Annotated in this window: 24 protein-coding genes; 20 read left to right on the forward strand and 4 right to left on the reverse strand. The window is 56.4% G+C overall.

Translation table 11 applies throughout. The annotated features are described in order from the left end of the window. The first annotated feature begins 98 nt into the window (after positions 1-98). From EDC90_RS04145 to EDC90_RS04170, 6 genes are all read left to right on the forward strand, one after another. Positions 99-461, forward strand: coding sequence for a head-tail adaptor protein (locus tag EDC90_RS04145; RefSeq protein WP_132308863.1), 363 nt, complete (start codon positions 99-101; stop codon positions 459-461). Next, positions 461-892, forward strand: a complete 432-nt coding sequence (locus tag EDC90_RS04150; protein WP_132308865.1) for an HK97 gp10 family phage protein — start codon at positions 461-463, stop codon at positions 890-892. Before EDC90_RS04145 ends, EDC90_RS04150 begins: the two co-directional genes overlap by 1 nt. Further along, positions 892-1,311, forward strand: coding sequence for a DUF3168 domain-containing protein (locus tag EDC90_RS04155; RefSeq protein ID WP_132308867.1), 420 nt, complete (start codon positions 892-894; stop codon positions 1,309-1,311). The genes EDC90_RS04150 and EDC90_RS04155 overlap by 1 nt, the downstream gene beginning before the upstream one ends. 73 nt (positions 1,312-1,384) lie before the next feature. Beyond that, positions 1,385-1,834: a phage tail tube protein gene (locus EDC90_RS04160; RefSeq protein ID WP_132308869.1), complete on the forward strand. Its 450-nt coding sequence runs from the start codon at positions 1,385-1,387 to the stop codon at positions 1,832-1,834. Beyond that, positions 1,834-2,160 (forward strand): gene transfer agent family protein, encoded by a 327-nt coding sequence (locus tag EDC90_RS04165; protein WP_245510930.1) that lies wholly within the window; start codon positions 1,834-1,836, stop codon positions 2,158-2,160. The genes EDC90_RS04160 and EDC90_RS04165 overlap by 1 nt, the downstream gene beginning before the upstream one ends. Positions 2,161-2,213: 53 nt before the next feature. Then, entirely contained in the window at positions 2,214-2,405 is a 192-nt protein-coding gene (locus EDC90_RS04170; RefSeq protein WP_132308871.1) for a hypothetical protein, read from the forward strand. Here the strand turns inward: EDC90_RS04170 and EDC90_RS04175 are convergent, their stop codons facing one another. Beyond that, a complete protein-coding gene (locus EDC90_RS04175; protein ID WP_132308873.1) occupies positions 2,406-3,044 on the reverse strand; it encodes a hypothetical protein in 639 nt (212 codons plus the stop codon). A 163-nt stretch (positions 3,045-3,207) separates the two neighbouring features. Between EDC90_RS04175 and EDC90_RS21410 the strand changes: the two genes are divergently transcribed. The 5 genes from EDC90_RS21410 to EDC90_RS04195 are packed head-to-tail and all read left to right on the forward strand — an operon-like array spanning position 3,208 to position 8,231. Then, positions 3,208-3,339, forward strand: a complete 132-nt coding sequence (locus EDC90_RS21410; protein WP_281015392.1) for a hypothetical protein — start codon at positions 3,208-3,210, stop codon at positions 3,337-3,339. Then, positions 3,339-6,467 (forward strand): tape measure protein, encoded by a 3,129-nt coding sequence (locus tag EDC90_RS04180; protein WP_132308875.1) that lies wholly within the window; start codon positions 3,339-3,341, stop codon positions 6,465-6,467. Before EDC90_RS21410 ends, EDC90_RS04180 begins: the two co-directional genes overlap by 1 nt. After that, positions 6,467-6,814 (forward strand): phage tail protein, encoded by a 348-nt coding sequence (locus tag EDC90_RS04185; RefSeq protein ID WP_132308877.1) that lies wholly within the window; start codon positions 6,467-6,469, stop codon positions 6,812-6,814. The genes EDC90_RS04180 and EDC90_RS04185 overlap by 1 nt, the downstream gene beginning before the upstream one ends. Next, positions 6,811-7,521 (forward strand): phage minor tail protein L, encoded by a 711-nt coding sequence (locus tag EDC90_RS04190; RefSeq protein ID WP_132308879.1) that lies wholly within the window; start codon positions 6,811-6,813, stop codon positions 7,519-7,521. The genes EDC90_RS04185 and EDC90_RS04190 overlap by 4 nt, the downstream gene beginning before the upstream one ends. Positions 7,522-7,535: 14 nt before the next feature. Continuing rightward, a complete protein-coding gene (locus tag EDC90_RS04195) occupies positions 7,536-8,231 on the forward strand; it encodes an NlpC/P60 family protein (RefSeq protein WP_132308882.1) in 696 nt (231 codons plus the stop codon). Here EDC90_RS04195 and EDC90_RS04200 read toward each other — a convergent pair. Beyond that, entirely contained in the window at positions 8,228-8,620 is a 393-nt protein-coding gene (locus tag EDC90_RS04200) for a type II toxin-antitoxin system HicB family antitoxin (protein ID WP_132308884.1), read from the reverse strand. The genes EDC90_RS04195 and EDC90_RS04200 overlap by 4 nt on opposite strands. A gap of 15 nt (positions 8,621-8,635) precedes the next feature. Beyond that, positions 8,636-8,818, reverse strand: coding sequence for a type II toxin-antitoxin system HicA family toxin (locus EDC90_RS04205; protein ID WP_132308886.1), 183 nt, complete (start codon positions 8,816-8,818; stop codon positions 8,636-8,638). 90 nt (positions 8,819-8,908) lie between these two features. Here EDC90_RS04205 and EDC90_RS04210 point away from each other — a divergent pair, with 90 nt between their 5' ends. From EDC90_RS04210 to EDC90_RS04250, 9 genes are all read left to right on the forward strand, one after another. Next, on the forward strand, positions 8,909-9,505 hold the full coding sequence (locus EDC90_RS04210; RefSeq protein ID WP_132308888.1) for a tail assembly protein: 597 nt from the start codon (positions 8,909-8,911) through the stop codon (positions 9,503-9,505). A gap of 19 nt (positions 9,506-9,524) precedes the next feature. Further along, positions 9,525-12,731 carry a host specificity protein J gene (locus EDC90_RS04215; protein ID WP_132308890.1) on the forward strand — a complete coding sequence of 1,069 codons (3,207 nt, stop codon included), beginning with the start codon at positions 9,525-9,527 and terminating at the stop codon, positions 12,729-12,731. Further along, the gene (locus tag EDC90_RS04220) at positions 12,728-13,582 is read left to right on the forward strand and encodes a hypothetical protein (RefSeq protein ID WP_132308892.1); all 855 of its coding nucleotides are present in this window, start codon (positions 12,728-12,730) and stop codon (positions 13,580-13,582) included. The genes EDC90_RS04215 and EDC90_RS04220 overlap by 4 nt, the downstream gene beginning before the upstream one ends. Continuing rightward, on the forward strand, positions 13,582-14,223 hold the full coding sequence (locus EDC90_RS04225) for a DUF4376 domain-containing protein (protein WP_165972731.1): 642 nt from the start codon (positions 13,582-13,584) through the stop codon (positions 14,221-14,223). Before EDC90_RS04220 ends, EDC90_RS04225 begins: the two co-directional genes overlap by 1 nt. 32 nt (positions 14,224-14,255) lie before the next feature. After that, positions 14,256-15,206, forward strand: a complete 951-nt coding sequence (locus EDC90_RS04230) for a glycoside hydrolase family protein (RefSeq protein WP_132308896.1) — start codon at positions 14,256-14,258, stop codon at positions 15,204-15,206. Further along, on the forward strand, positions 15,203-15,616 hold the full coding sequence (locus EDC90_RS04235) for a hypothetical protein (RefSeq protein WP_132308898.1): 414 nt from the start codon (positions 15,203-15,205) through the stop codon (positions 15,614-15,616). The genes EDC90_RS04230 and EDC90_RS04235 overlap by 4 nt, the downstream gene beginning before the upstream one ends. Then, the gene (locus tag EDC90_RS04240) at positions 15,613-15,936 is read left to right on the forward strand and encodes a hypothetical protein (protein WP_132308900.1); all 324 of its coding nucleotides are present in this window, start codon (positions 15,613-15,615) and stop codon (positions 15,934-15,936) included. The genes EDC90_RS04235 and EDC90_RS04240 overlap by 4 nt, the downstream gene beginning before the upstream one ends. Before the next feature lie 338 nt (positions 15,937-16,274). Then, positions 16,275-19,238 carry a class I SAM-dependent DNA methyltransferase gene (locus EDC90_RS04245; RefSeq protein ID WP_132308902.1) on the forward strand — a complete coding sequence of 988 codons (2,964 nt, stop codon included), beginning with the start codon at positions 16,275-16,277 and terminating at the stop codon, positions 19,236-19,238. A gap of 73 nt (positions 19,239-19,311) precedes the next feature. Beyond that, a complete protein-coding gene (locus tag EDC90_RS04250) occupies positions 19,312-19,518 on the forward strand; it encodes a hypothetical protein (protein WP_132308904.1) in 207 nt (68 codons plus the stop codon). Positions 19,519-19,756: 238 nt separating this feature from the next. On the opposite strand, the gene EDC90_RS04255 is transcribed toward EDC90_RS04250, so the two are convergent. Further along, positions 19,757-21,271: an AlbA family DNA-binding domain-containing protein gene (locus EDC90_RS04255; protein WP_132308906.1), complete on the reverse strand. Its 1,515-nt coding sequence runs from the start codon at positions 21,269-21,271 to the stop codon at positions 19,757-19,759. Between the last annotated feature and the right edge of the window lie 10 nt (positions 21,272-21,281).

The following is a 21,281-nucleotide window of genomic DNA, read 5'->3' on the forward strand; positions in this document are numbered from 1 at the left end:
CGCCTATCGTGAAGGCGGAAAATACAACGTTAGAACGGCTTGCGCTGAGGCTGCGTTGAACGCCGGGGCAGCGCACAGAAATCACCCGGAGGCTGACAATGGCCCGACCGGCGAATAGTGGCGGTCAGTTGCGCTCAAGGCTGCATTTCCAAAAGCGCGGCACCACCGATGACGGTTATGGCAACCCGGTCGCTGGCCCGTTTGAAACCGTCTTCACCCAGCGCGCTCAGATGATTGCCCGAAATGGCACCGAAACGGTTATGGCTGAAAGGCTTCAGGGCGTTCAGCCTTACACCGTGCGGATCCGTTACAGCGCGCAGGCGGCGGATATCACTGCGGATTGGCGCATTGTTGATGCGCGAAAGCCGGGCAGGGTGTTTGCGATCACCGCACCACCGGTCAATGTCGATGATGAAAACCGGTGGATCGAAATGCTTGTTTCTGAAGGGAAACCGAGCTGATGGCCCGTCGTGCAACGATCAAGGGGCGCGCTGCTCTTGAGCGAAAAATGAAGCGCATGCCGGTCATTGCGAAAAAGCTGATCAAGGCTGCCATGGAGCAATCGGCAGATGAGATTGTCGCTTTGATGAAAAGCCTTGTCCCGGTCGATAGCGGTGCACTTCGGGACAGTATCGGCTGGACGTGGGGCCGGGCACCGTCTGGATCCAGTATTGCCGCAACCGTAAAATCTCAGCTTGGCTCCGAAATGACCATTACAGTCTATGCCGGGAACGATGATGCGTTCTGGGCGCGCTGGGTTGAGTTCGGGCGGCAGGATATGCAGGCACGGCCCTATTTTTATGTGTCTTATCGGGCAAAACGCCGCCGTGTGAAATCGCGGATATCCCGGTCGGTAACGAAAGCGGCAAAACGTGTGGCGGCAGGTGCCTGATGGATGCAAACTTTGAACTGACGCGGCTTGTTATCACCACGCTGAAAACAGACCCGGTGGTCTCCGGCTTTGTCGCGGGCCGTGTCTTTGACCGTGTGCCTTCGGATCCGAAACCGGGCTTTCCCTATGTTTCCATGGGGCCGAGTGACAGCTTGCCCGATGACGCTGACTGCATCGCGGGCGAAGAAATCAGCCTTCAGATCGACTGCTGGTCTGAGGGCACCGGTGAAGCCTACGGATCGGCTGAGGTGAAAAAGCTGGCCGGAGCGGTGAAGCACTGCCTGCACGATGCGGGCCTCGCTCTTGGCGAAAATGCTCTGGTGTCGCTTCGCCACCGCGTCACACGGATTATCCGCGAGCCGAATGGTGTGACCAATCACGCTGCATTGTCGTTCACGGCCTTTGTCGAGATCGACTGAACCACACGCAACAATCTGAAACCTATCCTCGCCAGCCGGTTTCTGCGGTGGCGAAACAATGGAGCTATGACCAATGGCAGAAGCAAAAACCACGACATTCGGCAAACTGCTGATCAAGCTGGGCGATGGCGCCGACCCTGAAGTGTTCGCGCAGCCCTGCGGCATGACCTCGAAATCGCTCAGTTTCTCAAAAAATACCGGCGAAACGCTGGTGGTCGATTGTGACGATGAGGATCAGGTGACATGGCTGGAACGTAACGCAGAAAGCCTTTCGGCTTCTGTGTCCGGCGATGGCGTTCTGGCCGCAACCTCGATCCAGCCATGGTGGGAGGCCTTTGCCAGCACGCAGGCGATCAACTGCGAGCTTTCGATCCAGTACGCCACCGGCACCATGAAGTGGACCGGTCCGTTTCATCTGACGAGCTTTGAAATCAGCGGCGAAAAGAGCGGCGATCCGAAGGTGAAGTCTTCAATTCAGATGGACAGTGCCGGTGCCATCGAAAACGAATGGATTGCGGCCTGATGCGTGATGCACGGATTGAACAACCCTTTGCAGACGGAACCTATGCGTTCCGTCTGGGCTATGGGCAGATCTCGGAACTTCAGGAAAAATGCGATTGCGGCCCGATGCGGCTGCTTTCGCGTTTGCAGTCCGGCGACTGGAATATCGAAGACGTGTTCGAGACCATTCGCCTTGGCCTGATCGGCGGCGGCATGGAGCCGAAAGAGGCGCTGAAGCTTGCAGGCCGCTATGTGAAAGAGCGCCCGCCACTTGAAAACCAGCCGCTGGCCTTGGCAATCGTATTTGCAGGGCTGGCCGGTGCCCCGGATGAACCCGTGGGGGAGTAACAAGCGCCAGCACTGAAACCCGCCTTGATGATCTGCCGAACGGCAAGATCCGCATGGCGAATATTTACGGTGCTGGCGCGGCCATGGGGTTCACCCCGCAAGAGGTCAGCGCAATGAGCGTCTGGCAGTTCTCAGCCGCGCTTGATGGCTACATCCGGGCCAATTCATCGGAAGAAAACGATCAGACAAAACTCAACGATGCGCAGGCCGATGAAATGTGGGCTTGGATGCAGGATCAGATTTAGTCAGGAGATTTCAGGCATGTTGGGCGGTGGGTTATCACTCTTCGCTTCTTTCCATTTGATGAGGTCGATTGTGTGATTTTCGAGTTCTTTCAAATCGCTCGCGATATCGAGAGCTTCGTCAGCTTCATCGTCCAGATATTCAGACTTTAGAACAACCGTCGCATCAATGAGCCGCGACCTATATCTGCCTATCTTTTTGCGAAGCGGACGTAAGTCTTTAAGCAGGAACTTATTCTGTGAATGCATCTCTGCGACTTCGGAATTTGTAGCCTCGAAAAAGGATTGAGCGTTTTTGGCGGCTTCAAAGGCCATTTGATCGTGTTTTTCACGTGATTTTTCACGCTTGGTGCGTTCGCTCGTGTTTCTGTCGTTCGCAAAATCGACAGAAGCTCGCATAGCTTCTTGCTGAGTTTCAAATGGATCTGAAAAGTACGCTTCTGAATCCGGTCTGTTCATGGCGCAAGAAAACTTCCATCCTCCGTCACTTTCAAAAACCGTCAGGCGATTATCATTCTCGATTTTTGTTTGATTTCCTTTTGACGAAGGGTGCCACTCAGCCTCTTTCGCAGCGTTCGCGAAAGCTCCCCAAATTAAGATCACGACGATGATTGCCAGAATTACGAACAGGATTGTCCACACGTAGTCTTTCTCCTTTTATCCCGCGCCAAAATTGCGTGGGCTTATGAAGGCGAGTCAAGTCATCATTCAAACACCTTGGTGATCTGGCGAACGGCAATATCCGCATGGCGAATATTTAGGGTGCTGGCGCGGCCATGGCTTCACCCCGCAAGAGGTCAGCGCAATGAGCGTCTGGCAGTTCTCAGCCGCGCTTGATGGCTACATCCGGGCCAATTCATCGGAAGAAAACGATCAGACAAAACTCAACGATGCGCAGGCCGATGAAATGTGGGCTTGGATGCAGGAGCAGGAATAATGGCCAAAACCGACCTTGAGCAGCTCGTCGTTCAGCTTTCGGCTGACGTGAACAAGTTTGAAAAGCGACTGGCGAAAGCCAATGGGGTGGCAAACAAGCATTTGAATGCGATCCAGAAGAAAGCCGTTGCCATGGACCGCCGTCTTGAAGGTTTCGGGGCGAATGCGTTCAAGGGGCTGCTTTATTCCACAACTGCGCTCGCCTCCACGTTATCGGTTCGGGAAGTGGGCCGCTATGCCGATGCCTGGACACAAGCGAAGAACGCGCTGGCGGTGGCTGGTGTTGTCGGTCAGGAACAGGTGCGCACGCTTGATGCCTTGTATCAAAGCGCTCAGGATAATGCCGCGCCGATCACCGCGCTGGCCGATCTGTTCGGCAAAGCGTCTCAGGCCAATGACAACCTGCAGCAATCGCAGGAACGCCTTCTGAAATTCACAAGCGGCATTGCAACGGCGTTGAAAGTAGAAGGTAAGTCGGCGGCAGAAGCGTCGGGCGCACTGCAACAGCTTGGTCAGTTGCTCGGCTCAGCGCGGGTTCAGGCGGAAGAATTCAATTCAATTAATGATGGCGCGCGGCCCATTTTGATCGCCGTTGCCAACGGGCTTGATGAAGCTGGCGGTTCGGTCTCCAAACTGAAACAGCTGGTCAATGACGGTAAGGTTTCGGGCCGGGAATTTTTCGACGCCTTCATGAAAGGCTTTCCGGCCATCGAAAAGATGGCGGCGAATTCCACGCAGACGATTGCGCAGGGCGTGACCAAGGTCAACAATGCCCTGACCAAATACATCGGCGAGACGGATAGCAGTCTGGGGGCGTCTCAGCGGCTTGTCGCTGGTCTGAATGCTCTTGCCGACAATTTTGACCAGACGGCGGACACGGTTCTCGCACTTGCCGGTGTGATTGCCGGTGCACTGGTCGGGCGTTCGATTGCGGGTATGCTGGTCAAGCTTGGAATGGCAGGCACGGCGCTGACGAAGTTTGCGGCGGCCATGCGGTCGGCCATGGCGGCGGGTAGCCTTTCAACGGCGCTGGGCGGCATGAGTGCTGCGGCTGGTCCGCTCGGCCTGTTGATCGGCGGAACGCTGGTCGGTGCGCTGGCGCTTTATTCGCGTCATACGCAAGCGGCGAAAGCACAGACGGAAGCCGTCAATGCCGAACTTGAACGGCTTGGTCTTGTTGCCGAGGAAGCTGCGCCGAAACTTGACGACGTGACAGAAGCGGCTGAACAGCTCACCGATGGCGACATCTATCGCAAGGTTAAAATGCTGGCCGATGAATATGACCGGCTGAGCAATATGGGCGAGGGCTTTCTCGGTTGGCTTCGCGATGATGATGCGCTTGGTGGGATCATTGATCAGGCCAAAAGCCTCACAGGGCTTTTTTCAGATGTTCCTGAACGCGATTTTGACAGCATCTTCCAGATTCAGGACATGGCCCGTGACCTTGAACGCGGTCGTGTCGGGTTTCAGGACGTCATCAACCAGATGCGGGAAATCCGGGCCACCGAGATTTCCCAGCCTGTTGCCGATCTGGCCTATCAGCTGGAAAAGACGGCTCAGAAGCTTCAAAGCCTTGATGGGGCAAAAGCAGCCGATCAGGTCAATGAGCTTGAGCGTGAAATCCAGAGTGCGCGTGACGAACTGCTTGATTTCAGCCAGATCATGCCGATCTCGCTCGACCAGCGTGAGGCCATTGCCGATATCATCGACCAGTTCGACGGCACGAAAGAGGGGGCCGGAGAAGCCCGCCGTGCGCTTGAGGCCATGGCGGACGCCAACCCCGATGTCGCGGGCTATATCGAAAAGCTCGCACCTATGTTCTCGGTGCTTCAAAAGCTGATCGATAAATCGCGCGAAGCCATGACCATGCTGGCCGGAGCAACGGTTAATGGCTCGGGTGGCCTTAGTGACAGCCAGAAATCAGCCTATACCCAATACAGCGATAGCCGGGCTGAAGGTGAAAAAATGCTTCAGCTTGGCAAAGACTATGCTGACGAAATCGAATGGCAGAATAGCCTGACGAAAGATCAACTGGCACTTGAGCGGGAAAAGGCGAACATCAAGCGGGATCTCGAAAACAAAGGCGGCTTCCTGCCGGACAATGAGATCGAAAGCCTTGCTCAAAGCAGGCTGGATGCCAGTGCGCGCCGAAACAGCAGCGGATCTGGCGGCGGTGGCGGTGGTGAAAATGGCTTTGACAGCGCCGTCCAGTCTATCCGTGAACGCACAGCGGCTCTGATGGCTGAGAAGGAAGCGCAAAACGCACTGAACCCATTGGTGGAAGATTATGGCTTTGCGCTGGAAAAGGCGCGGGCGACCCATGATCTCCTGAGTGCTGCGGAAGCTGCGGGATTAAGCGTTAATGCTGATCTGAGGGCTTCAATTGACGAACTGGCTCAAGGCTATGCGGAAGCCGCTGCTGAGGCAGAAAAGGCTGCGCGCAAGAATGATGATCTTCGCCAGTCTGTGGATGACTTCAAGTCAACCGCGAAAGACGTAACCGGTGGGTTTGTCTCTGACCTGATGAGTGGCGTCAGTGCAGCGGATGCCTTGGTGAATGCATTGGGCCGCATTGGCGACAAGTTGCTCGAACTGGCACTGAATGACCTGTTCAGCACGGGCGGGCCGGGACTTGGCAGTTTCTTCAGTGCGATATTTGGCGGAATTGGCAAAGCCGATGGCGGTGCTGTTCATGCCGCGACTGGCGGGCGCATCGATGCGACGGGCGGCGGCAGTCTTTCCGGTCCCGGTGGGCCGCGCGGGGACAAAATCCCGGCGTGGCTTTCCGATGGCGAGTACGTGATCAACGCCAAAGCTGCCGGGAAATATGCACCGCTGCTTGAGGCGATCAATAATGGCGAAGGTCTCAAACTCGCTGACGGCGGTATCGCGCGTCATCCGGCTTTGCCACGCCTGCCGATGAAGGCGTTGCGGGCGGTTCAGTCACGTGGTGCCGTTTCGAGTTCGGTGAACATTGGCGATATTAACGTGAATGTTCCCGAGGGCACGGATCCGAAAGATGCAGCGGCGATGGGTCGCGAATTCAGGAAACAGATCGATGCCGCTATTGATGCGCGGCTTCAGGATAATCGACGTGCGCGTGGCATGCTGGCCGGAGGGCCTTTCTGATGGCTGAGAAGTTTGAACCGCCGAAATGTCCATCGGTCGAAAGCACGCGGGAGAACGAATTCCGCGTGCTCGAAAGTGAGTTTGGGGACGGTTACAGTCAAAGGGCTGGATCCGGCCTCAACGCGGAAAATGTCACGTTCAGTGCGGTGTGGTCTGTGCTTTCTATTGCTGAGGCCGATCAGATCGAGGCCTTCTTTCGACAGCATCGCGGTTATCGGGCTTTTGAATGGAAAGCGCCCCGCGATGCAATGCCTCAGCTTTACCGCTGCAAAAAGTGGAAACGCGGCTTTCGGGGAAGCGGTAACGACACGATCACAGCAACGATTGAACGGGTTTATGACCTATGACCCTGATATCCGAAAACGCACAATCACTGGCTGCCGATGATATCGTTCATCTTTATGAACTGGATGCCTCAGTGATCGGCGGCGGGATCTATCGGTTTACATCATCGGCGTTTGAAGATGCGCCGGTGTCGTTCGGTGGCAATGTTTTTGAACCGACACCGATTGAAACCGATGGCTGGGAAATGTCATCGCAGGGCACCATGCCACGACCAAAGCTGAAGGTCGCAAATGTGTCGGGGGTGTTGTCAGCCGTCGTCAATGAATTCGGCGATCTGGTCGGGGCGACGTTTCGGCGGATCCGGACGTTTCGCCGGTTTCTCGATGGTATGGACGATGCCGATCAGGACGCACACTTTCCCGTCGATGTTTACCGGATTGAGCAAAAGACCAATCAGAACCGTGTCTATATCGAGTGGACACTGGCAGCGGCCATGGATCAGCAGGGGCGAAAGCTGCCCGGTCGGCAGGTGATACAAAGCGCCTGCACGCATACCTATCGCCGCTATGATCCGGAAACCGGTTCGTTCGACTATTCAAAGGCGACATGTCCCTATGCCGGATCGGCCTGTTTCGATGCGAAAGGCAATGCGGTTGCCGCGTCAGAAGATCGCTGCAGCAAGCTTTTGCAGTCCGGCTGTGTGAAGCGTTTCGGCCATGGCGATCTGCCGACGCGGGCGTTTCCCGGTGTCGGGCGGGCGAACACTTAAGAAAGCTGACAATCATGTTTGATGATGATGTTGCGCGGCAAGCCCGTGCGCATGCGCTCGACGTCTGGCCGCAGGAAGCCTGCGGGGTGGTCTCCGGTGGTCGTTATATCCGTGTGCCAAACATTGCTGAGGATCCGGAGAACGCCTTTGAAATGCCCGCCGATGCCTGGCTGAATTATACGCCGCAAGCTGTCATTCACAGCCACAACGCAAAAATCCATCCGCACTGGCCGTCGAAGGGCGATATGGAAACCCAGATCGCGACCGGGCTGCCATTCGGGATTATCAGCTGTGATGGTGAAGTGACCACGCCGGTTTTATGGTGGGGCGATCACTGCCTCGATACACCGCTTCTGGGCCGGTCTTTCGTGCCGGGTGTCTTTGATTGCTACGGGCTTGTGCGCAGCTGGTACTGGCAGGAACGCGGTGTCCGGCTGCCGGATTTTGCCCGCTCAAAAAACTGGTGGGAAGAGGGCGACCATCTGCTGACCGATCATTTCGAAGAGGCGGGCTTTACGGCAATTGACGCCAATGAAGCCCGCCCCGGCGATGTATTCTTTATGCAGCTGGTCTCTAAGGTGCCGTGCCATTCCGGCATTCTTCTGGATGACAGTCTTTGCCTGCATCACCTCGACGGGCGGCTGTCACGGCGTGAGCCGGTCGGGCCGTGGCTGAAACGGATCACGCATTGGGTGCGGTATGACGCTTAGCCCGCGATTTCCCGGCGCGCCAGATCTGCCAGAAATGCCGAGCGTGTCAGGCCGTGGGATTTTGCGTACTGATCGACCGCGCTCAATAAGCCTGCATCCATGGTAATATTGGCTTTGGTGGTTCTGCCACTGAGCTGAATAAATGGAACTGCCAGAAGAAACGCGCCTTCGGCCAGATCACGTGTAACGTCATCATCTGCACGAACAGCATCCAGTGACCGGGCTTCCGGCAATGCCTCACCTTCGAGATGAAGGGCAAGGGCTTCGCTCGCATTAGTCAAAAGATCGTTCATGTCGTCAGCTGCCGAAAAGCAACCGGGGACATCGGGGAAGTGTACGCCAAAAGCGCTGTCACCTTCCTGATGAACAACTGCAATGTAGTAACGCATGGCGCTTTCCTTTCCTTACAGCCAACCGGCCTGTTTATAGATGTTGCGCACAGTGCCGATTGGCAAGTCCTTCTTGGGGTGGGGCACAGTAACGGTCTTATCACCCTTTTTAAACTTGTGGTGTGAGCCTGTGACTTTCACCAGTTCGAAGCCATCGTTTTCTAAGTTTTTAATGATCTTGCGACTGTTGGTGTCCATCAACTGATCCCCTTTGATGCGTATATATATACGCCTTAATGGCGGATATCGCAAGGCAATATGCGTATTAAAATACGTATTGAGGCGTTCATGAAAAGAACCATCCACCTACACGGCGACCTCGCAGGCCAGTTCGAACCGTTCTATCGGCTTGATGTTGCCAGTGCGGGCGAGGCCGGAGAGGCGCTTGCATCTGTTGTGCCGGGCTTCCGGCAGTATGTGGCGGAACGCAATTTCCGTGTGCTGCGTGGCGATCCGGAAACCGGCATGGCGCTGGGTCCGGAAGATCTTGGCTTTCAGCTCGGGCATGCCGATCTGCATATCGTGCCGGTGGTGGCAGGCGCTGGCAATCGCGGGCTGGGCAAGATCATTGCCGGTGTGTTCCTGATCGGCGCGGCCTTCTTCATGCCTGCCTCACTGGCCGGTGCTGGCTTTCTGGGAACGACGGTCGGCGGTGCGATGAAGGGGCTTGGCATGGCGCTCGCCATGGGCGGTCTCGGGCAGATGCTGTCACCGGCCCCCAAAGTCGCTGACAGCAGCAATGAAGATCAGGCGTCTTATCTGTTTAACGGCGGGGCCAATGTGACGACGGAAGGCGGCCCCGTGCCGCTGGTCTATGGCCGTTCCTTCCGCGTTTCGCCGGTGCTGATCGCCGCGGGCCTTTCCACCGAAGATATCGCAATCTGAGCTTCAGGCAGAACACATTATGCAACATATGCGAATTTCCGGTCACGGCGGTGGCGGGAAGGGCGGCAAAAGCGGTGGCTCCGGTGGATACAACGAGGCCCCGAACACGCTGCGTTCAAAACAAACCATGCGGCTTTTGTTTCTGGTCAGCGAAGGCGTGACCGGTGGGCTGAAGGATGGCGCGAAGTCGATCTTCTTTGACGATGTGCCGGTCCAAAACCCGGACGGCTCGTTTAATTTTGAGGGCGGTACGTTCGAAACCCGCAACGGCTTTCCCGATCAGGCCGCCTTGTCCGGGTTTCCGGCTGTCGAGAATGAACAGGGCGTTGGTGTTGAGATCAAACAGGATCTGTCGGCCACGCGGGCCATCACCAATCTGGCGGCAACGGCAGTGCGTGTCTCTATTCAGGTGCCGCAGCTGATCTATACCGATCCCGATAATGGCAATGTCAAAGAGAACTCGGTTGATATCGCCATTGACCGGCGCTCAGAGGCAGGCACATGGCGCGAAGTGCGCCGGGATACGATCTCAGGCAAATGCACCTCGCCTTATGTCCGGGCTTACCGGATCCCGCTTGAAGAGGCCGGGCCGTGGTATATCCGGGTGCGTCGGCTTTCCGAAGATGCCAATGGCACAACGTCGAATAACCAGACTTACTGGTCATCCTATACGGTGATTGAAGATTACCGGCTGACTTATCCGGACAGTGCGGTTCTGGGTGTCACGCTGGATGCGGCTGAGTTTGGCGGCAATGCGATCCCGACCGTTTCTGTTGACTGGTCCGGCATCGAAATTGAAGTGCCGTCGAACTATGATCCTGAGACACGGGCCTATGCCGGTGTCTGGGATGGCACATTCAAGCGAGCCGTCACCGATAATCCGGCATGGATCTTTTATGATCTCGTGGTCAATGATCGCTATGGCCTCGGCCAGTATGTCGATATCGGGCAGGTGTCGAAATGGGCGCTTTATACGATTGCGCAGTATTGCGATGCACTGGTCGATGATGGCTTTGGCGGGAAAGAGCCGCGCTATACGTTCAACGGCGCGATTACCTCGCGCGATGAGGCGATCAATGTCCTGACGGCCTTTGCCGGTGTGTTCCGGGGCATGGTCTACTGGGGCACGGGGGCGGTCACTGCGGTTTGCGACAAGCCTGCCGATCCGGTGAAACTGGTGTCTCAGGCCAACGTTGTTGACGGCACATTTTCGTATCAGGGATCGGCGCTCTCGGCCCGCCACACGCAGGTGCTCGTACGCTGGTTCGATCCTGAGAACAACTATAAACCCGCCATTGAAGTGGTCGAGGATCCGGATGCTGTTGCACGGTATGGATCACGCCAGACAGAGATCCAGGCGATTGGCTGTTGCTCACGCGGTCAGGCGCATCGTTACGGCGCATGGCTGCTGGATACCGAACAGCACTCAACCGAAGTCGTGACCTATCGTGCGGGGCTGGACCATGCTGACGTTGCGCCGGGTGACGTGGTTCTGGTGGCTGATCCGTCCTATGCCGGTGTGCGTTATGGCGGGCGGATCAAGGCCGTTTCCGATGAACTCACGGCGGTAACGGTCGATGCAGCGGTCACGCTCAATGACGGCGAAACCTACACGCTGACAGTCGTCATGCCGGATGGCGTGCTTGCAGACAGGCCCGTTACAAACGGGGCCGGGGAAACGGATGAGCTGATACTGTCGGAAGCCTTGCCGGATCAGCCAGTGGCCGGTGCGATGTGGATCCTGACAGGCTCGGATGCTGCACCGCGTCCCTTCCGGGTGTTGTCGATCACGGAAAACGACAAGCATCAGTTCGATGTCTCGGCGCTGATCTATGACGAAACCAAATGGGCAAGGGTGGAAGAGGGGCTGATCCTCGAACCGCCATCGTTTTCCACCTATCCGACCGGGCCGCTTCTGGCTCCATCGCATATCACGGTGGAAGAATATCTCTATCTGGCCGGTGGCGTGTCGGTGCGCGGCGCGGTCACAATCGGCTGGTCTGCCCCGAATGATACACGGGCAACGCTTTACGAGGTGGAATATCGCGAACAGGGCGGGATCTGGCTGCCGGTCGGTTCCACGACAAGCGTTTCGATTGATCTGCAGGATCTCGATCCCGGTGTTTACAGCTTCCGGGTTCGTTCCGTTTTTACCGCGCTCAATCAGCGGTCAAAATGGACAGTGCTTGAAGCGGTCTATCTGTCGAGTGTCCTGTCACCACCGGGCAATGTCGAACGCTTCAATATTGCGGTGATCGGGGATATGGCGACACTGACATGGTCGCCGGTCGATGCCCTCAACCTGTCGCATTATGTGATCCGCTATTCGCCGGAGCTGACGGGCGTGACGTGGCGCTCGTCCGGTGCCCAGCTCGATCATGTCGATGCAACAAGCGTGCAGATCCCGACACGGCCCGGCACCTACCTGGTCAAGGCGGTGACACGGCAGGGTGTGGAAAGCCCGTCTGCCACCTTCATTCAGACCACGGTCGGGGCAACGCCGACAAATGCAATCGAGCGCTTCATCGAGCAACCGGCATGGTCCGGGACACTGGACAATTGCTTTGCCGGTGAACCGGGCCTGCGGCTCGCCAATGCCGGAGACGATATCTACACCGTGGTTGAGGCCGGAACCTATGTCTCGGCCCGCACCATCGATCTTGGCTCGGTCTTCACTTCAAGGATCACGCCGGTTTTGTCTGTCTACGGGCAGGAACTGGATGAGACGATGGATAAATGGCCGCTGCTGATCAATCTCGATGGCATGGTCGGGGCGGATCCGTCGAAGTGGAATGCGGTGATGGAAATCCGCACCACGGATGAAGATCCGGACGCCTCAGAAGCCGTCTGGACAGACTGGCATGAGGCGGCGACCGGCGATGTGGCGGCGCGGGCCTATCAGGTGCGGCTGCAGCTCTCATCGATCGATGAGAACATCACGCCGATTGTCGCGCGGGCTGAACTGACGGTGGATATGCCCGACCGGATTTTAAGCGGCAACAATATCGTTGTTCCGGTTGCCGGAAAGCGGATCGGCTTTGATCCGCCCTATTACGGGCTGACCGGCGTCTCGATCTCGGCGCAGGGGCTTCGCTTCGGCGACTTTTATGAAATCGCAAACAAGGATGAGAGCGGCTTTGACATCGTGTTCAAAGATCAGTCCGGCACGCCGGTTGAACGCTCGTTTGACTATGTCGCCGTTGGCTACGGAAAGGTGCATGCATGACGCAATATGAGAATGTGACGATTGATCCGACCGTCACCAATGGCTCGCAGCTTGCGGCCAATATCAACAGCTGGCGCAAGGCCGCGCTGACACTGCACAGCGGTGTTGAGCGGCCATCCTATGCCAGTGCGGGCACGATGTGGATCAGCACGGCGTCCAGCCCATGGAAGCTTTGCGTCTATGATGGCACGGATGATGTCGTGATCGGCGAACTCAAACCGGACAGCCATGATTTTGTCAGCGCCGGTGGCACCGAATACACCAATGACCTGATGGCTTCAGGCGATGCCGCAGAGGCGCGGGACAAGCTGGGGGCTGTTTCGAAGTCCGGTGATGTGATGACCGGCTGGCTCAAGGTCGAGTTCGATAGTCCGAACCTTGCTGAGCTGAAATCGACGGGGGCCACAGATGCCCGGCTGAAAATGTGCAGCGACAATGGCGGTAACAGCTATGTCGAGTTCGGTCAGCGGCACAACGGCGATGCCTATATCTGGTCACGTGGCAAAAGCTACAATTTTAGAAGCGATGGTTATTTGACCAATGGTTCATGGCAGATCGCCGCCGACGGAAATATCAATGGCTCCATCTGGGGAAACTGGGGCAGTAATTGGGCCTACACCGCTATCGGCAACCGCATTGAAGACCGTGCGGCGGCGCACGCGAATAACAAGGCACCGAAAGGTGCGCGCATCCAGCACGATTCCGGCACTTATGACATTGGCGGCTGCGACATCGGCTATGGCGACTACACAGTCGACTGCGCCGGAAGTCAGGCCCTGACAGGACTTCAATGCTTCAGTGGGCGCAACCAGTGGCTCCGGCTTCGTGCAAAATATCTGAGGAATTACTGATGGACGATACGATTTCCCCTGACAGCTCTAACGCGCTCAATCCCGACCTCGACCGTGATGCGCTGGAACACCTGCTTTCGCTTGAATATCCGGACCTGAAACCGGGCCGTGATTTTCTGACCGGACATCTGGAAAAGCGCTCCGGCGGGCGTCTCGGCTCGGCAGTGATCCTTGAATGGAACGTTGAAGCGGATTTCCCATCGCCGGATGATCTGCATGCCTTACTCGATCAGCACCGGGATGCTGTCGCAGTGTTTGTTGAAGGCCGCGAGAACAGAATGTTGCGGAACGCCGTCGATGCTGAACGTGACCGGCGCATTGCAGATGGTTTCGTGTTCGAAGGCGTTACGTATCAGTCCCGCCCCAGCGATATCGACAAGATCTCGCGCTGGGCCGCGTCAGCCCGGTCCGTGATTGAAGCCGGAGCGGTTGCCGGTGACTATCGCTGGCACGGTCAGAACTATGACTTTGCATGGATTGCGGCTGATAACACCACGCACAAGCTCGATGCACAGGCCATGGTCGCACTCGGCGAGACGGTTCTGGCGCATGAACAGGCGCATATTCTGGCAGCCCGGCAGATCAAGGATATGGATCCGATCCCTGCCGATTACGCACATGACAGCTACTGGCCGGACTGACCGGCGCTAAAACTCCACAAGGAAAATCGACTATGCCAATCACCACGGTATCCAGCCGGGGGCGTGCTTTCGTGCGCCTTCATGAAGGCAATCCGCTGACCGCCTATCTCGATCCCACCGGCACGCCGACCATCGGGACGGGCTTCACCATGCGCTCTCCCTATTGCCGGGCGGAATTTGCAAAGCTCGGCATCAAAAAGCTCGTTCCCGGCAAAACGAAGATCACCGCCGAACAGTCTGATCAGATCCTGCGCACGGTGATCGATAACGGCTACAGCAAAGAGGTCGTTGCACATTCGCCGGGTAACCGGACGCAATACCAGATGGATGCTGCCACAAGCGCGGCATTTAACCTCGGCGGTCGTGTGGTCAGTAAATGGCAGTTCGGCAAGCTCTGGCGGACAGGGCGGCTGAAACAGGCTGCCGATTACCTGGCCGTGCATTACAACACCTCAAAAGGGCGCAAGCTGCCGGGGCTGGTCCGACGACGCAAGGAAGAGGCGTTGTTGTTCGAAAAGGGCATCTATACCGGTATCGATATGGCCGTGGATGCGCCTGAAGGTGTACCGCGCGCCGAAACAGATCAGAAGCCCGTAACCGGCGATCCGGTCGTGGCCGATGTTCAGACCATGCTGAAAAAGCGCGGTTTTGATCCCGGTGCAATCGACGGCTGGTTCGGCAAGAATACCCGAAAAGCCGTGCTGGCCTATCAGATGGCGCATCCGCATCTTCAAAACGATGGGATCATCGGCCCGGCGACGATTGCCCAGTTGCGTAGGGATATGATGGCGCTCAAAGATGCTGCTGCAAAGTCCGGCCTGTCGGCGGCTGCCTCCGGTGCTGCTGCATGGACGGCAGGCCTGCCGGTTGGCTGGATTGTGGTCGGTGTCATCATCTGTGCCACTCTCTGGTTCGCATGGCGTTATCGCGATGTGATCGCACGGCGGATCAACACCATCATCGGGCATGAGGTGGGCGTATGATCACCACGATCATCAAATGGCTGGCAAAGCTTGGCGCGGGCGGCATTGTCGACCGCGCCATGACGCTGATCGATAAGCGGGCTGAACAGGAAACCGACCGGGAGAAGATCAAGGCAGATCTGACAGCGGAATATTACCGGCAGGTGATCGAAGAAACCCGCATCATGGCGGATTACAACAAGGCCAAACTGTCATTTCCTTGGTTCTGGCTGTTTGCCAGCCTGTTCCTGTTTCCGCTGGCGCTCTGGTGGGCGGCTGTCATCCTCGACAGCGTCTTTCACTTCCCGTGGACGATTGCGGATCTGCCCACGCCTCAGATGCAGGCATGGGCGGGGAATATGATCCAGTGGGTGTTTTATGTCGGCTCCGGCGTGGCGGGGCTGAAAACCGTTCTGAAGGCAGAGAAATGACCGTTGAAATCGCACGTCAGCTCGGAGAGGTTCAGGGCAAGCTTGATGCCCTGATCCGCAAGGTGGATGACAACCGCACCAGCCATGATGAAATCCACGAACGCCTGAACACGGTCGAACACCAGAATGAAAAGCTGATCAGCGAAAACAAAGAGCTTTCCGAACGCCTGACGGAAACCGAAACCTTTGTTGCCGATGTTCAGAAGATCAAACAGATCGGTCGGGGCTATATCCTCGGCGCGGCCATGGCTGGCACCGGCTTCGGTGTCTGGCTCTCAGACGGGATCCTGCTGCTGATCAGGGCGGTGAAGGGTGGGTGATGATTGGCTTTGCACCTTGCCGAAACCGTGATTTCTCGCAGAGATAAGCTGATGACTGCATCGCGCCGCCATCTCGGTCATAAAGCCTGAGAAAATTCTACTTCTAAAGCCCATTATTTTTCGGGAGGGACTACCGTATGGCGGAACCCCGGCGAAACTTCGGGTGTCCCTAAAGGCGATGCAGAAGGCTTACAAAGTGAAGGCCAGTGATGAGGCGAGCATAGTTCGGGCGCAGCGCCTGCTTTAGCTCCACTGCAATTCAAGGCGACTATTTGGCTTGCTTTTTTCTTGCAATTCAGCCGCTGAGATTGTGAAGTCGCCGCATTCAGGGGGACCGCATGATACCGCATGACTTCATAAAAAAATGGCAGGGCACCAAGCTAAAGGAGCGGGCCGCCGCTCAGGAGCATTTCATCGATCTCTGCCGATTGCTGGGAGAGCCGACGCCTGCCGAAACTGATCCGACCGGCCTCGACTACGGTTTTGAAGTGGGCGCGACGAAAACAACCGGCGGACGCGGGTTTGCCGACGTGTTCAAGCGCGGCTGCTTCGGCTGGGAGTACAAGGGCACCCACGCAAATCTCGACACTGCCTTCGCGCAGATTCAAAGATATGCGGTCGCGCTCGACAACCCGCCTCTCTTGATCGTCTCCGACATCGGAACGACGATTCGCATTCATACCAATTGGACGAACTCGGTCTCAAAGACCTACGAAATTCCAATCGCTGCGTTGGAAGATGCCGACCAGCGAGACCTCTTGAAGCTGGCCTTCACGGACCCTGAGGCCCTTCGTCCGGCTAAAAGCAGACAGGAACTGACGGAAGAGGTTGCCGGGGAGTTTGCCGCGCTTGCAACGTCGCTGCGTGAGAAGGGCCATGCCCCCGAGCAAGTGGCTCATTTCATCAACCGTCTGGTTTTCTGCATGTTCGCCGAAGACGTTGACCTGCTTCCCTCGAAGCTGTTCACGCGGATGATCGAGCGGGGCCTCGACGACCCGAGCGAGTTTGAAACGTTTGCCCGGTCACTGTTTCTTGCCATGAAGAGTGGCGGGCTTGTCGGGTTCGAGAGAGTTGCTTGGTTCAACGGCGGGCTCTTCAATGACGACCTAGCTTTCAGTTTGACGAAAGACGAGTTGAAAATCGTTCACCGCGCAGCGGTCCAGTATTGGGGGGATATCGATCCGTCCATTCTCGGCACTCTGTTCGAGCGCGGGCTGGACCCGGAAAAGCGCAGTCAGCTCGGCGCTCACTACACCGACCGCGAAAAGATCATGATGATCGTCGGCCCGACCATCATTGAACCGCTGGCGGCTGAGTGGAGCGCGACAAGGAGCGTGATCGAAGGCTTGATGAAGAAGGCCGAACTGGCAGATGCTGCCGCGAAGACAACGCGAGGGCGGAGCGGATCGCGAAAGCAGGGCGCAGCCACAACGGCGATCAATGCCGCTCAGGCCGCGCTTGACGCCTTTCTGAAACGCCTTTCGAACTTCAGGGTTCTGGACCCGGCCTGCGGGTCGGGAAATTTCCTGTATGTCGCTTTGCGGGAACTCAAGGATTTGGAGCATCGGGCACAGGTCGAAGCGGAAGCGCTGGGGCTTCCCCGTGGCTTTCCGCAGATCGGCCCCGAGGTGGTACGGGGGATCGAGATCAATCCCTATGCTGCCGAACTTGCCCGCGTCTCTGTCTGGATCGGTGAGATTCAATGGATGCTCAAGAACGGCTTTGCCGCTTCTTCGAACCCGATCCTGAAGCCGCTCGAAACGATTGAATGCCGGGATGCACTCTTGTCGTTATCGCAAGATGGAGAGTGGAGCCCAGCCGAGTGGCCGGAAGCAAACGCCATTATCGGAAACCCCCCATTTCTGGGCTCAAAGTTTCTTCGCAATGGAAAGCCAGCGACACGAAACCGGCCGGCCGTCGCTGGTTTGGGTGACGAATATGTCGATCGCCTGTTCCGCGTGTTTGAAGGCAAGAACCCAGGGTCCGCAGATTTCGTTTCCTACTGGTTTGCATTGGCCCTAAGAGCAACCAGCTCTACACCAAAACCTATAATAGGGTTTGTAGCAACCAAATCGATTGCAAAAGGCGCTACAAATAAGGCGTTGGATGCTTTGGTTTCTGAAGGCGAGATGGAACTGTTCTGGGCGGTAGCAAACACTGAGTGGGTGGTCGCTGGTGCTGAGGTGCGCGTATCTCTTGTCTGCCTGCGTCCCCGAATGACGGGTTTAGGAGCCAGTCTACCCCTCCTGAATTTTCGTCCTGTTTCAGCTGTCAACACAGACTTAACGCATGGCCTTACGCTCGCCAGAGCCCACACCATGCCTTCCAACAAGAGACGGTGTTTCCAAGGCGTGAAGCAGAACGGCACATTTGAGACGCCCGCCACCAAAGCTCGAAGTCTGCTTCTGGAACCACGCAATCCTAATGGCCTCGATAATTCTTTGGTAGTGAAGCGGTTTTACGGCAACGACGATGTTTCAGGTAGAGATCAAGATGGTTGGATAATCGACTTTACAGAATATCCGAAGGAAGAAGACGCGGCGCTCTTCGAAAAACCATTCAAAGCTGTAGAGCATGTGCGGACGGAGCGTTCGAATCGTACGAAAGGGAAGGCGACAGAGAGCGATAAGCTAAAGTCTCATTGGTTGATGCAGAGGCCGAGACCAGATCTGCGCTCCGAAATCGCTAATCTATCGCGAGTAATCGGCGTTCCAGAGACATCGGAACATTTTATATTCCGCTTTTTGCCCGCCACAGGTATCTACAGCGGTAGTCTCTTTATCTTCCCACGAGAGGACTTCACTTTCTTCGGAATTTGCCAATCGACTACTCATGTTCTTTGGGCAAGACTTGCTGGAAACAATTTAGGTTCTGGCAACCAAGATCGCTACAACAAAGGCTGGACATTCGAGACTTTCCCGTTCCCCGAAGGTCTCACCCCTGACATCCCGGCATCTTCATACGCCGAGGACCCTCGCGCGACTGCCATCGCAACTGCCGCAAACCGCCTCAACGAACTTCGTGAAAACTGGCTGAATCCTCCGGACCTAGTTCGCCGGGAACCTGAGGTGGTCGAAGGTTTTCCCGAGCGTATCCTGCCGGTTGACGACAAGGCCGCAGAAATCCTCAAGAAGCGGACACTCACAAATCTCTACAACCAGCGCCCCGCATGGCTGGATCATGCACACAAGGCGCTGGATGGAGCCGTTGCAAGTGCTTATGGCTGGCCTGCCGACCTTTCCGATGACGAAATTCTTGCCCGGCTATTCGCGCTCAATCAGGAACGGACGGAAAGCCAATAGGTTGGGAAAGTGATAGAAAAGGCTCAGAGAAGACTACGGCAAAGACTGCTTCAAGCGTGATGATTTCGCTGACATGGCCGAATTGCTCGCGGGCATCGAAGGCCGCTTCATCGTCTCATTGAATGATTGCCCGGAAGTGCGGGACATCTTCTCTGACTTCCGTTTCGCTGATGTGAAGCTGGACTACACAGTCGGCAGCGGTGCGCAAAGGCCGATAAGAAAGGTAGTTATCTTGGATGGTAAAGATATGGCCAAAGCAAGGAAGCTTCCCCTATTTTAGGGGAAGGTATCAAAGGCTATACGGAGGGCGTTGCTAGGTATGAAATGCGCGGCCATCTTGGTCGGTCAGCGGCTCTTGGCCCGATCCCTCAAACAGCCGTTCTTTGCGCAACGTTCGAAGTTCTTAAAAGGGCGAGAGGCGGAGGTTCGCTTCACTCACCCGGAAGGCTGATGAAGCGCAAAATGCTTCCTGTACGACAGCAAGGTAACCTGCATACTCAGGCAATATGATCTGTTGTCTATAGTTGACCAGTCTGAATTTCACTTTCCAGTTCATCAAGTCGAGCGGCTGCGCTGAAAACACCGCTCCGAACACCAGCGTTTCTGCCCGCATCCTCATAGATGTCGCGGAGAAGTTCGAAAATTGGGGCGGTTGCTTCGAAGCCGTCTGGCAGGCCGCGAATACCGCGAACGATCTGGAAGTCGTTGAATCTTTGACGCAAGTCGTCAATGCGACCAGCCTGCAAATCCGCGACCACCTCAAGGATTGCACCACCGGGGTGTTCGAAAGCGAGCCTCTGCCCTCGAAGGCGTTCAAGGGACTTTGCTTTCGAGATTCGGTAGACAGCATTTGTGGCATCAAGCGCCTCGATTGCTGCGTCGATGTTCCCGCCCGCTAGCCGGACGAAGTAAAAAAGCGGCAGCCATTGCCGTTGAACTTTGGCTGATATGCAGACATACTCGAGCGGGGCGCGGACCGCATCATGGCTCAGGTAGGCCCTCAGCACTGCGTCAGCGTCCAGCGCGCGCCCCTCAACGCGCTCGGCGACTTGCCCCGCGGGGTCCACGGCATGTACATCACCGACTAGCTTCAAAGCACGAGCGCCAGCGCGTTCCTCAAACTCTCCTTCACGAATGAAATCAAGTTGATCGGCCAAAGCACGGTCAATAAATATACGCTTTGATCCTGCGTCCATCTCTCCCTCTTTAGCATCTACGATCAAAGCCCGATCCGCTCCGATTTCGCTGAGGCGCGACGCACTGGTCAGCAAGCTGTGCGTCGCCGCCCGGTCGCGTTCGCGCAGCATGGCCAGAAGATCACCAAATTTGATCTTTCCCGACTGTCCTGGATAGCGGAACAGGATAGATCCGTCTTCAAGTCCGTTCGCATCTCGGCACACTATCACCGGCGGGGTGGGATACTTTTCAACAAAGATCACACCAACTTTATGGCCCCCAACCTCAATTTCATCTTTCGAAAAAGACGGGGTCGGCGTCAAGAGCGCCTTGGCTTTGTCCGTGATCCTGACGATGTCTGTTTCTTCGAAAACCGTATCTGTCATTCCCACCACGCGGCATTCGGGATCGCCGATGCCAATGAATACGAAGCCGCCCCTGTTGTTCGCCAAGGCTGCAATAGCTCGGATAATTGGCTCCATTCGACGCGGTTCGAATTGCACCTTGCATTCCTGTTCGGATGTCTCGCCATCCGCAAGGTACCAGTTGCCATCGTTGAGCTTAACAAACCTTGCTTGCGCTCGCTCGGTCAGCGTGGGCTCGCGTTGTTCCCCGGCTTCAATCACAACGCCCACCTTGGCAGGAGCAAAGGTGGCTAGAAAAACGTCTAGTGCGGCATCTGTCGCCTCTGGAACCTCGGGACCATAGTCACCAGATCTTATCCCTGTGATCCGACCCGAATTGACCGGTCGATCCTGCCTGTTGAAATAGAATTGGATGTCCCTATTGCGCATCCCACGGCGCAGCATCGTCTTGATTAGACCGATTTCTTCGTCAGTGATTGACCTGCGCGGCATCGCCTCAAAG

Source organism: Martelella mediterranea (genome assembly GCF_004342225.1).
Taxonomy (GTDB): domain Bacteria; phylum Pseudomonadota; class Alphaproteobacteria; order Rhizobiales; family Rhizobiaceae; genus Martelella; species Martelella mediterranea_B.